We start from the raw sequence: 11,704 nt of genomic DNA, 5'->3' as shown, positions 1-11,704 counted from the left end.
CTGCATGACGCGCGCGATCTCGGCCTCACCGGCAGTCATTGCCTCGGCGAGATTGACGCCGCCATTGCAGGCGCCGTCTTTCGGCGGGGCCAATTCAGCGACCGGCGGCATAGGCGAATTCCTCTTCGAACGTGGGGTGGTGATGCCCGGTGCTGGCCGCGGCATTGACGCCAGCGATGCGGCCGAAGGCGGTGCCGATGCTCATGCCGACGCCCGCGGTGTAGCCCTTGCCGAGCACATTGCCGGCCACCATTTCGCCGGCGGCGAACAGGTTGCTGCTGACCACATTGCCGAAGCGCACCGCAGCGGTCTCGTCTGTCTTCATGCCGAGATAGGTGAAGGTAATGCCGGGCGCGAGCGGATAGGCGGTGAAGGGCGGCGTGTCGATGACGCGCGCCCAATGCGTCTTCGCAGGCTCGACGCCCGAGGTGCGGCAATCGTCGAGCGCGGTGTGATCGAAGGTGCCGGGCTGGCACGCGGCGTTATAGGCGTTCAGCGTCTCCATGAAGGTCACGGGATCGACACCGATCTTGACCGCGAGTTCTTCCAGCGTGTTCGCCTTGGTGCCATCGAACACCGGCGGCATGAAACGGCCGATGGCCTTCTGGTCGATGATCGACCAGGCGGTCTGGCCGGGCTGCTGCGCGACGAGGCGGCCCCAGATGGCGTAGCGCTTCGGCCAGAAGTCCTCGCCTTCGTCATAGAAGCGTTTGGCCTCCCGATTGACGACGACGCCAAGCGAGACGCAATCGATGCGCGTGCAGATGCCGCCGTCATAGAGCGGCGCGCGGGCATCGATGGCGACGCAATGGGCTTGCGTGGGATCGCCGATGGAATCCGCGCCTGCATCGATCATGAATTTGAGCAGGACGCCCTGATTGAAGCGGGTGCCGCGAATCAGGAAGTTTTCCGCGGTCCATTCACCGCGCTCGTTCTGACCCCAGGCTTCGCGCTGCCATTCCAGATTGGACTCGAAGCCGCCGCAGCCGAGCACGCAGCTCTTGGCGGTGATGCGTTCGCCGGACTCGGTGATGGCGGCAACGAATTCGCCGTCCTTGAGTTCGAGGCTCTTTACTGGCGTGTCGTAGCGGATCTCGACACCAAGCGCTTCAGCACTGCGATAATAGGCATTCACCAGCGCCTTGCCGCCGCCCATGAAGAACGCATTGGTGCGCGCCACATGCAGCGCGCCGGACAGCGGCGGCTGGAAGTGCACGCCGTGCTTCCGCATCCATGGCCGGCAGCGCGAGGAATGGCGGATCACCATGCGGGCCAGCGGCTCATTGGTGATGCCGCCGGTGACCTTGAGCAGATCCTGCCAGAATTCCTCTTCCGGGTAGGCCTCGACCAGCACGTCCTGCGGCTCGTCATGCATGCAACGGAGATTGCGCACATGCATGCTGTTGCCGCCGCGCCATTCCTTCGGCGCGGATTCCAGCATCAGCACCGATGCGCCCGCCTCGCGCGCCATCAGCGCCGAGCAGAGAGCCGCATTGCCGCCACCGATGACGAGGACGTCGGGATGGACCGAAGATGTCACGAGACTGGCTCCGCTGCGACTTGCCATTCAGTATCCCGACGAGGCTCTACGAGAGGGTCATCAACCGTCCCCGCCTCACGCGCGGATTTATCGCCTGCACTCATTTCAGAGCCGCCTTTTCCCAATCCGGGCATTCTCTCTGCTCGACGGGAACGAGCCACTCAGCGACATTAGAGCGCTCAATGATGCGAACGGGCAGCATGATGTCCGCCGGGACCTTCTGACCACGGAGATGCCGGATCGCCGTCTCGGCCGTGAGGCACCCAAGCGCAAAGCCGCTATAGTCCTCGCTGGCGAGCAGACGCCCGTCACGGATTGCCTCCGCTGCCTCCATCGTTCCGTTCAAGCCAACCACCTTTGCACTGCGCTTCGCGCGCGCCAGAGCGTCAAGGACTCCCATCGCCATGCTGTCATTCGCCGCGATGACGCCGTCGATCTGCGGGAACTCAGCCAGCAGCTTCGTCATGGCTCGATCGGCGTCTGGTGTCAGGTAGCGGCCCGTCACCGATGCCAGGAGGCGAATGCCGGGATGTTCCGCGAGCGCGCGTTGAAACCCCTTCAGCCGATCGCGGGCAGTGGGCGCTGTCGGAGTTCCCTCGATGATGACGACATTGCCTTTCTCGCCCATCGCCTGCAGCAGGAAGCGAGCCGTCTGATATCCCATCTCGACATCGTCACTACCGACGAAGCTGACGAACTCGCCCTTCGCCATGCGGTTGACGAAGCCAACGACCGGAATTTTCGCTGCGTTTATCGCCTCGACTGTCGGCTCCAGGAGCTTGTCGTCAGCAGGCGCCAGAAGGATCGCGCCGGGCCGCTCGCGAATAGTGGTCTCCAGAAGTGCGATCTGCTCGGGCGCGTCGTCCGGCTTTTCCGGCACGCGGTGAAGCGTCGTGGCGCCAAGCCTCGCTGCCGCCCGATCGGTGCCGAGCCGGAACGCGACATAGTTCGGATTGACCTTGTTCTTCGTGAAGACGACGAGGCGCTCACCATCGGCGCGCGCGGGCAAAGCTGACGCCATGACGATCGTGCCGACTGACAGCAGAAGAGAACCGAGCTTCTTACGATCGATCATCGTATGCCTCCATCTGCCGCGGCTTGCCGTCCCGCAATCCAGCCGAAAGTGAGCGCGGGTCCCAGCGTGATGCCCGGCCCCGGATAGGCGCCTTCCATAATCGACGCCATATCGTTGCCGCAGGCAAACAAGCCGGGAATGGCCTGACCATCTGCGGCGAGCACACGGGCCTGATCGTCAGTCACGAGGCCCGCGGACATTCCGAGGTCGGCCGGCCGCACGGCCACGGCGTAGAATGGTCCGTCCTTGATCGGCGCAACGCAGGGATTTGGCGCGTGATCGGCATCGCCGAGCGAGCGCTGATAGATGTTGCTGCCGCGTCCGAAAGCGGGGTCTTCGCCCTGCTCCGCATGTTGGTTGAATGTCTCCACCGTATGCGACAGCGCCGGCGGTGGGGCGCCGATCAGCCGCGCGAGATCGACCAGCGTATCGGCGCGCTTGAGATAGCCTGATGCGACATCGGCGTTCAGCGAGGTGGTGAACGGCTTGATCTTGCCAAGCCCGTATTTCCAGATGAAGCGGCTGTCGCAGATCAGCCAGGCCGGGATCGCACTATTGGCATTGGCAAGCTGTGCGCGGACGAATTCATGATACGAGACTGCCTCATTGACGAAGCGCTGGCCATTGCTGTCCACGGCGATCAATCCGGGCTTCGCACGGTCGGTCACCGTATGCGGATAGACTCCGCGGCTACCATCCGCACGTGTGAATATCGAAGCCGGCACCCAGAACGCACCTTCGCGCGTTGGGCTTGACAGCTGCGCGCCGATGGCAGTGGCAAGACGTGCGCCGCGCGGTGCATCGCCGGCACCGACCGTTGCCGACAGATCGCCGGCGCTGCTCGGCACGAATTGACGTCGCAATTCCACGTCATGCGAGATACCGCCCGTGGCCAGCACGACGCCACGGCGCGCATGCACGCGATGCAGCCGCGCCGATGCATCGCGCGTTTCCAGTACGGCAATGCGACCGCTGGCATCCGCTTCCAACCGCGTCACCGTGGTGCAAGTGCGGATGATGACGCCGAGATCAAGCGCCGATTTCAGCAGACGCCCGACCAGCGCATTGCCGAGATAAAGCGTGGTGCCGCGGCGCGAGCCAAGACGTTGTACGCCATATTTGAACAGCAGCTTCGCCACATGCAGCGCAGAGCGCAGTGATTTCGACATGCGGCGCAAATGCGGGATATCCGCGCGGCTGATCATCATGCCTCCGAACAGCATGAATTCCGGTAGCGGGTTGCGTAACAATGTAAACGCCTTGCCGAGCACGCTGGCCTCGAACGGCACGGGCTCCAGCACACGGCCACCCGGCGTCGCGCCGGGAAGATCGGGATAGTAATCGGGATAGGTGATCACGGGCTGCAGCCGTAGGCTGGTGCGGGCTTCGAGATCGCGAATCGCAGCGTCACCGCTGGCGAGGAAAGTCTCGAGCCGCTTGCGGTCGTTGCCGGGCACGGTCTCGGCGAGATAAGTCCGGGCCGTATCGAGTGTATCCGCACGCTGGGCTGCAGCCGCCTTGTGGTTGGCGGGAATCCACACCATGCCGCCGGAGATCGCCGTTGTGCCGCCGACCACCTCCGCCTGTTCGAGCAACAGCACCGAGCAGCCTTGCGCTGCTGCGGTGCTGGCAGCGGTCAGACCGCCAGCGCCGGAGCCGACGACAACGACGTCGAACACGTCATCCGGCGCAGCGGAACTGCCTTGTGTCATACCATGCCGCCATTCGGCTGCACGATCTGGCCCTGCACCCACGATGCCTGATCGGAGGCGAGGAAGCGCACGACCTCGGCGATTTCATCCGGACGGCCGATGCGGTTGAAAGGGCTGAACGCTGCCATGCGCGCCTTTACTTCCTCGGTCTTGCCGGCATTGAAAAGATCGGTATCGACCGGCCCCGGAGCGACGCCGTTGACGCGCACGCCGCGACCGGACAATTCTTTCGACATCGCGCGCACCAGACTTTCCACCGCAGCCTTGGTCGCCGCATAGGGGCCGGTGCCCGGCACCACATGGCGCACCAGCGAGGTGGTGATAGCGACGATGGCGCCCTTGTCCTTCACCTTTCGCGCGGCTTCGGCGAGTACGTTGAAGGCGCCGACCACATTGACGTCGAGAAGCTGGCGGAAATTCTCGGCCGGGAAATTCGCCAGCGGCGCGCCCGGCACATTGATGCCGGCATTGGCGATCACGGCCTGCGGCGCATCGCCGTAGTCGGCCTGCACCTGATCGAACACTTTTGCGACCGCCGCGGCATCGCGGATATCGACCTGATAGGTCTTGCCCGGCGCCGACGCATCGGCCTTGGACGCATAGGTTGATGCGACCTGCCAGCCGGCATCCGCAAATGCTTTCGAGCAGGCCGCGCCGATGCCGCGCGAGCCGCCGAAAATGATCACAACGGGAGATGAATTCGACATGGGCTTGTCCTCAAAAGAGCGAGCAGAAGTTGCAATGATGCCCCACCATCAGGCGGAGCGGCGAATTGATACGCGGCGTCAGGAATTGCCCTGTGTCATGCGCTCGCGCGTGGCTGCGATGGTGGCCTCGATGCCGCGCTGCAGGTCGTAACGCGGGGCATAGCCAAGTTCTTTCTTTGCGCGGCTGATATCGAGCGCGCCTTTCACTGCGCTTAGCACGGTCCCGCCATGGTGATACGGGCCGCTGTCTCCGACCGTGATCTTCGCGCCGGGAATGGCACGATTGACCGCCTCGGCAGTGTCACGCAGCGTCGGCGCCACGCCGGTGGCGATGTTGTAGGCGTCGTAATTATGCTTGTCCTTGTCCAGCGCCAGCAACACACCCTGCACGGTGTCGTCGATATAGACCTGATCCACCGCGAGATTGCCGCCGTCGACCTGATGGAACGACTCGCCACGCAGCGCAGCTTCGACGAAGGTGCGCGGCATGCGCAAGCGCGGCAGATGGGGGCCATAGACCCAGCATGTCCGCACGTTGATACATTCGAGCCCATGGTCGCGCGAATAGACGCGGCCGTAATGCTCTGCGGCGAGCTTGGTCAAGCCGTAGATGCTGAGCGGCTTCTGCGGATGATCCTCGTCGATCAGATCGGACTGGAAGTCGCCATAGGTTTCTTCCGTGCTGACATGGATGACCCGCTTAACCTTGAGGAGGCGCATCGCCTCGAACAGGTTGATCGAACCTTCCACATTGACGCGCTGCGCCTTGATCGGGATGTCCGCCACCTGAATCACGCCGACCATTGCCGCAGCGTGGATCACGGCATCCGGACGATGCGCCTCGAACAGGCGCAACACCTGATGCCACTCGCCGAGATCCGCGGGTGCGAAAGTCAGTTTCGGCTCGCGGGTTGCGAGCGCTGCGATGGCCGGCGACACCGCAAGATCGGTTGCGATCACCGCATCGCCGCGTTCGAGCAACGCCGCGACGATGGCGCTGCCGAGCCAGCCGCAGGCGCCGGTGACGAGAATGGTCTTCGACATCAGATCGACCTCAGCGCGGCTGTGGCTCGTCGTCGGTCGGCGGCGAGGTGATGACAAGGAAGGTCAGCCGCTCGGTCCCCGTGCAGTGGAATTCATGCACCACGCCGGGCGGGATGAAGGTGACGTCGTTGGCGCGCACCAGACGACGCTCGCCGTCAACCACGAGAATGCCCTCGCCGGCGAGCACGTGGTAGATCTGCTCCTGGACCTTGTGCGAGTGGCTCTCCACATAGGCGCCGGGCGCATAGGTCGAAATGCGGTGATCGAAGAACCGGCTGCCGGTGACCTCGGGCGTCACGATGGCCTTGGAGAGGGCATGGTTGAAATGACCGGGATATTCGATCCACAGCAGTTCGCCGAGATTGCGGGTGACCGCATATTTCTTCTCGGCAGTGCCGGCATCGGCGAAAGCATTGGGTTCGGGGGACACGAAAGTCATGGACATACTCCTCAAGAAAAACCGGGCAGACCGGCAAGCAGATGCCGCTGGTCATATTCTGCGACGAAGCCGAGCCGGTTCGCGGCATGGGTGAGATCGTAAAGCGGCGCGAATGGCTGCTTGCTATAGGCGTCGGGATCGCGAACCGCGACGCTGCCGCCATGCAGGCGCTTCAGCCGATCGAGGGTCGGCTCCGGCGACAGGGTGACCTGTGCCGACAGATAAAAGCGCTCGAATTCGCCCGGCGCCATCTTCAGCTCGAAAGCGAGGCGGAAGGCACGGGCAAGATCGCGGGGATCGATGTGGTGATAGAGGGGACCGCCGCCAGCTGATGACGGGCCGCCGACCATGCGCCCGCGATAGTTATCGGGGTCCTTGGCGCGGGCGATGATCTCGCCGGCCATATCGGGATAGGCGACGAACACGGTGCGCATCGCCACCACCGACATGCCGCGCAGCGCGAAGGCACGAGAGAGATCCTCGCCGGCCACTTTGCTGATGGCATAGGGATCGGTGGCTAGCAGCGGATGATCGAGATCAAGCGGCGCATAATGCGGCGCCAGCATCTTGCCTTCGCGCACGGTGTAGCCCGCGACGGAATCACTGGAACAGAAGATCACCCGCTTGACGCCCGCGGCTTCGGCGGCATCCAGCACCGTATAGGTGCCGAGCAGATTGACGCGCATGATGGTCTGGCCATCGCCGGACCATATGTTCGGGATTGCCGCGATATGCATGACGGCATCGGCGCCAGCGACCGCTTTGGCGACCAGCTCGGGCGATGTCACATCGCCCACATGCCATTCGATGTCTTCATGCGCCTGTCGGCGATCGAGGCCGCGCACCGTATGACCATGCGCGAGAAGATCGCGGACGACGTGGCGGCCGAGCAGACCGGCAGCGCCGGTGATGAGAATCGTGCTCACGCGCCTGCTCCCGCCTTGACGAAACCGAGCGGTTCGAGCGCGCGATGGCTGCTCAGGATCGCTGCATCAGGATCCGGCCCGATGATTTCCAATGTGCAGGCTCCCTTGAAGTCGATGGCATCCATGGCTCTCGCCACTTCCGCAAACGGCACGGTGCCGGTGCCGATCGGATCGTGCCGCCAATGCACTTGGCCCGTATCGGACAGATGCACAACACGCAGGAGATCGGCGAGCTGACGGATGCCGGCGGCCGGATCTTCCTTGATGAAATGGGCGTTGGCAGCGTCGTAGCACACACCGATCGCCGGCGATGTGAAGCTACGCACAAAACGTTCCAACGCGTCCTTGTCCGGGAATGCCGCGAACGGTACGTTCTCGACGGCAAGCGCGACGCCGCGATCCTCGGCGCGCGGCAGCAGTTTTGCCACGCCATCGCCGACCCAGCCCACGCGATTCTCGATGCTTGGCGGAAACAGCGGGCTCATGCGGCCTGGCACCACGACCACGGTTTCCGCGCCAATATCGGCGGCGAGATCGATGGTATCTTCGAACATCTTCACCGCCGCATCCCGCGCGCGCCCGAACGGGCTGGCGAGATTGTGATCAAGACTCGGCAGGTTGATCGCCGTCTTGACGGCGCCGATGTCCTGCAGCGCCTCCCGCAATTCGCGCCGCAACTCCGGTCCAAAATCATCGAATGACAGATGCGGCGGCTGCAACAGGAACTCGATCTGGCGATAACCAAGCTTGCCGAGATGACGCACGCATGCGGCAGCCGGGACCGACCAGATATAGCCGTAGGTGTTGATGCCGATATTGCGCGCCATTACACCGCCCTGACTGCATCGGGCAGCAGATCCGCCGCCTTGGTGATGCCGAGCAGGCGCTCCTGTAGAGCGACGTCGGCAGCCAGGGTTGCAGCATCGCCACTGAAGGCCACCTTGCCATTGACCAGCACATAAGCGCGATCCGCCATCGCCAGCACGCTTTCGGCGTGATGTTCGACGATGATCAGACTCGCTTTGCTCGTCAACTTGGCGACGGCTTCGCGCACTTCCTGCACCACGGCCGGTGCGAGACCTTCGAACGGCTCGTCCAGCAGGATCAGCCGGCTCGGCACCATCAGCGCGCGCGAGATGGCCACCATCTGGCGTTCGCCGCCCGACAGGTTTTCCGCGCGCTGGCGCATCAAGGTGCGCAGCTTCGGGAACAGGTCGCAGATCTCTTCCTGTGAGGCGCCGCCACGGCGCGCCGCGAGCTTGAGATTTTCCTCCACCGTGAGGTTCGGGAACAGACGACGGCCTTCCGGTACCAGCGAGATGCCAGCACGGTTGATCTCATCCGGCCGCAGCCCGCCGATCTGCTTGCCGTCGAAGGTGATCGACCCCGCAGCCAACGGCAGCGTGCCGGTAAGGGCGCGGAGCGATGTGGTCTTGCCGACGCCGTTGCGGCCGAGCAGCGCCACGACTTCGCCGGGCTGCACTGTGAGGTCCAGACCATCGAGCACTGTGGAGCCGCCATAACCGGCACGAATGCCTTCGACCTTGAGGAGCGGCGCCGTGGCTGCACCAATCTTCGGAATGTCGCGGGCTTCGGCGGCACGCGGCGGCGGCAGAGCCTTGCCATGTGCGGTGCCGAGATAGGCCGCGATCACCTCAGGATGACCGGCGACTTCGGAAGGTTTGCCATCGGCGATCAGGCGGCCCTGATGCAGCACGGTGATGCGATCCGACAGCGACAGCACGCGATCGATATCGTGTTCGATCAGCAACACGGCATGGGATTTCGCCAGACGCTGGATCAGTTCGCCGACGGTCTTGCGATCGGACTCGGCGAGGCCTGCCAGCGGCTCGTCGAGCAGCAGCAGATTTGCGTCGGTGGCGAGCGACATGGCGATTTCGAGCAGGCGCTTTTCGCCGTGAGCGAGATTGGCGCAGTTCTCGGCGGCGCGATCGGCAACGCCGACCGCATCGAGCAACGACCAGACGCGGGCATTGGCCCCGTCATCGTCATAGGCATCGCGCCAGTAGCCGCCCCATTGCCGTTGCGCTGCCTGCACCGCGACACGCACATTCTCGAACGCCGTGAGGTTCGGGAACACGCTGAGGATCTGGAACGAACGCGACATGCCGAGGCGGGCGCGCTTGTGCGGCGCGAGCGACTGGATCGGCTTGCCTTCGAACAGGATATTGCCGCTGTCGATCTTGTGCACGCCGGTGAGCAGGTTGAACAGCGTGGTCTTGCCGGCGCCATTGGGGCCGATCAGGCTGTGCAGGCCGGTGCGGCTGACTTCAAGCGAGACATTGTCCTGCGTAACAATTGAACCGAAGCGCTTCGAGACGTTCTGGATCACCAGGATCGGCGTCGAATCCTGCTGCGCGCCGGGATGCGCGGGAACGAGCGGCGCGATGGTAGCCGGACGCGCCGGGATCTCCGCGCGCGTCAGCGTCCAGCGATTGCGACCGATGATGCGCTGGAAGATGCCTTGCACGCCTTCATGAGACAGCAACGCGAAGGCGATGATGATCGGCGCGAAGAACAGCCACCAGTTTTCGGTAAAGGCACTGAGGCGATCTTCCAGCGTGATGAAGATGATCGCGCCCCAGAGCGGGCCGAGGAAGTGGTGCACGCCGCCGAGCGCTGCCATCAGCACCGGATCGCCCGCATGCTGCCAGCTCAGATTGTTGGCATAGACGCCCTGCAGCAGCAGCGACATCAAACCGCCGCCGATACCGATGGCGCCGCCCGCCACGACCAGAGCGATCAGCTTGGTGCGATAAGTGTCGAAGCCGAGGCTCGACACGCGCTGTTCGTTGTCGCGGATCGCCTGCATCACGCGGCCGAACGGCGCGTGAACGAGACGCCACAGTGCCCAGCTCGTTCCCAGCACGATAACGAGCGAGAAGATGTGGAACGGCATCGCATGCGCAAACAGCGGACGCTCGACATTCTGCAGGCCGTTTTCACCGCCCGTCACCGCCGTCCATTTGAACGCGATTTCGAAGGCGATCTGCGAGCACGCCAGCGTCAGCAGCGAGAAATACAGGCCGCGGCGCCGCAGGATGATGGCACCGACAATCAGCGCCAGCAGCAGTGAGAACAGTGCGGCGAGCACGATGCCGGTGATTTCGTTGCCGCCGAGCGATGCACTGCCGATGGCCAGCGCATAGCTGGCGCAGCCGAAGAAAAAGGATGCACCGAACGGCACCAGGCCGAGATAGCCGATCAGGAAGTTCACGCCGCCCGCATAGAGCGTGTATACGGCAATTTGCGTGATGCGATGGATCGGCATGCCGGTGATCATGGCAATACCTGTCGCGGCAACGAACACCGCCGTCATGATGGCGATGGGATGCTCGCTGAGCCGACGAAGAACGGAACGATTGGTTGTCATTCGAAGCGCTCCCAGCGCTCGCCGAACAGACCGCGGGGCCGGATCAGCATGATTGCAAACATGAGGGCGTACATCGAAGCCGCAGCGGCTTCGGGCCAGAACTGAATGGTCAGCGAGGTGACGATGCCAACCGCGAGGCCGGCGACGACAGCCCCGCTCAACGAGCCGAGACCGCCGATGGCCACGACCACAAAAGCCGGCATGACGGCATTTGCGGCCATGGACGGCGACACCGTCCACAGCGGCGCAGCGAGCACGCCACCGATGGCAGCCAATGCACAGCCGAGGCCGAACACGGCGGTGAGCACGCGCGGCAGATTGATGCCGAGCAGTTCAACCATTTCCGGATCGCGGCTGCCGGCGCGCAGCACGCGGCCATAGGGCGTCCAGGCAAGGAACGCCCACAGACCGAGCAGAGTCGCGATCGTCGCGCCGAGCACGGCAACGCGATACTTGGTGATCAGCAACGGCCCGAGCTCGACAATGCCGGTGGTGAATGGCGGCGGGTTGAAGGGCTTGCCGTCCGCGCCCCAGATATAACGGATCAAGGCTTCGATCAGCAGCGCGAGCGCAAACGTCACGATCAGACTGAGCAACGGCTCCTTGCCATACAGGCGACGGATTAGCGTCACCTCCACCAGCATGCCGACAAGGCCGACCAGGATCGGTGCGAAGATCACAGCTGGCCAGCCAAACAGCTGGAACAGCTGCCATGCGAAATAGGCACCCAGCGCGAAGAACGCGCCATGCGCGAAGTTGATGACGCCGAGCAATCCGAACGTGATGGAAAGCCCCACGGCAATCAGAACATAGATAAAGCCAAGGACAAGCCCATTGGCCGCCTGTGAGACGAGGGTATCAAGCATG

At 63.7% G+C, this 11,704-nt stretch carries 10 protein-coding genes; all 10 read right to left on the bottom strand.

Features of this window, described 5'->3' with window-relative positions:
* Nucleotides 1-94: 94 nt before the first annotated feature.
* Nucleotides 95-1,540, bottom strand: coding sequence for an FAD-dependent tricarballylate dehydrogenase TcuA (tcuA, locus tag ACIQ17_RS13355; protein ID WP_398469310.1), 1,446 nt, complete (start codon nt 1,538-1,540; stop codon nt 95-97).
* A gap of 100 nt (nt 1,541-1,640) precedes the next feature.
* Entirely contained in the window at nt 1,641-2,615 is a 975-nt protein-coding gene (locus tag ACIQ17_RS13350; protein WP_398469308.1) for a sugar ABC transporter substrate-binding protein, read from the bottom strand.
* Nucleotides 2,612-4,327, bottom strand: coding sequence for an FAD-dependent oxidoreductase (locus ACIQ17_RS13345; protein ID WP_398469306.1), 1,716 nt, complete (start codon nt 4,325-4,327; stop codon nt 2,612-2,614). The genes ACIQ17_RS13350 and ACIQ17_RS13345 overlap by 4 nt, the downstream gene beginning before the upstream one ends.
* Complete coding sequence (locus ACIQ17_RS13340; RefSeq protein ID WP_398469304.1) at nt 4,324-5,034, bottom strand: SDR family oxidoreductase; 711 nt, start codon at nt 5,032-5,034, stop codon at nt 4,324-4,326. Before ACIQ17_RS13340 ends, ACIQ17_RS13345 begins: the two co-directional genes overlap by 4 nt.
* A 78-nt stretch (nt 5,035-5,112) precedes the next feature.
* On the bottom strand, nt 5,113-6,078 hold the full coding sequence (locus ACIQ17_RS13335; RefSeq protein ID WP_398469302.1) for an NAD-dependent epimerase/dehydratase family protein: 966 nt from the start codon (nt 6,076-6,078) through the stop codon (nt 5,113-5,115).
* A 10-nt stretch (nt 6,079-6,088) separates the two neighbouring features.
* Nucleotides 6,089-6,517 (bottom strand): cupin domain-containing protein, encoded by a 429-nt coding sequence (locus ACIQ17_RS13330; protein WP_398469300.1) that lies wholly within the window; start codon nt 6,515-6,517, stop codon nt 6,089-6,091.
* 11 nt (nt 6,518-6,528) lie between these two features.
* Nucleotides 6,529-7,443, bottom strand: a complete 915-nt coding sequence (locus tag ACIQ17_RS13325; protein ID WP_398469297.1) for an NAD-dependent epimerase/dehydratase family protein — start codon at nt 7,441-7,443, stop codon at nt 6,529-6,531.
* Entirely contained in the window at nt 7,440-8,270 is an 831-nt protein-coding gene (locus ACIQ17_RS13320) for a sugar phosphate isomerase/epimerase family protein (RefSeq protein ID WP_398469295.1), read from the bottom strand. Before ACIQ17_RS13320 ends, ACIQ17_RS13325 begins: the two co-directional genes overlap by 4 nt.
* The gene (locus tag ACIQ17_RS13315; protein ID WP_398469293.1) at nt 8,270-10,837 is read right to left on the bottom strand and encodes an ATP-binding cassette domain-containing protein; all 2,568 of its coding nucleotides are present in this window, start codon (nt 10,835-10,837) and stop codon (nt 8,270-8,272) included. The genes ACIQ17_RS13320 and ACIQ17_RS13315 overlap by 1 nt, the downstream gene beginning before the upstream one ends.
* Complete coding sequence (locus ACIQ17_RS13310) at nt 10,834-11,703, bottom strand: branched-chain amino acid ABC transporter permease (RefSeq protein ID WP_398469291.1); 870 nt, start codon at nt 11,701-11,703, stop codon at nt 10,834-10,836. The genes ACIQ17_RS13315 and ACIQ17_RS13310 overlap by 4 nt, the downstream gene beginning before the upstream one ends.
* Nucleotide 11,704: the final 1 nt, after the last annotated feature.

The sequence above is a fragment of the Tardiphaga sp. genome (assembly GCF_044340795.1).
Lineage (GTDB): Bacteria > Pseudomonadota > Alphaproteobacteria > Rhizobiales > Xanthobacteraceae > Tardiphaga.
The sequence above is the reverse complement of the archived record's forward strand: the minus strand, read 5'-3'. Positions and strand labels throughout refer to the sequence as shown.

Bases quoted from the DNA above. Each gene is read 5' to 3' on its own strand.
- ACIQ17_RS13350 (WP_398469308.1), bottom strand. From the start codon at position 2,615: ATGATCGATCGTAAGAAGCTCGGTTCTCTTCTGCTGTCAGTCGGCACG.
- ACIQ17_RS13345 (WP_398469306.1), bottom strand. From the start codon at position 4,327: ATGACACAAGGCAGTTCCGCTGCGCCGGATGACGTGTTCGACGTCGTT.
- ACIQ17_RS13340 (WP_398469304.1), bottom strand. From the start codon at position 5,034: ATGTCGAATTCATCTCCCGTTGTGATCATTTTCGGCGGCTCGCGCGGC.
- ACIQ17_RS13335 (WP_398469302.1), bottom strand. From the start codon at position 6,078: ATGTCGAAGACCATTCTCGTCACCGGCGCCTGCGGCTGGCTCGGCAGC.
- ACIQ17_RS13330 (WP_398469300.1), bottom strand. From the start codon at position 6,517: ATGACTTTCGTGTCCCCCGAACCCAATGCTTTCGCCGATGCCGGCACT.
- ACIQ17_RS13320 (WP_398469295.1), bottom strand. From the start codon at position 8,270: ATGGCGCGCAATATCGGCATCAACACCTACGGCTATATCTGGTCGGTC.
- ACIQ17_RS13315 (WP_398469293.1), bottom strand. From the start codon at position 10,837: ATGACAACCAATCGTTCCGTTCTTCGTCGGCTCAGCGAGCATCCCATC.
- ACIQ17_RS13310 (WP_398469291.1), bottom strand. From the start codon at position 11,703: ATGCTTGATACCCTCGTCTCACAGGCGGCCAATGGGCTTGTCCTTGGC.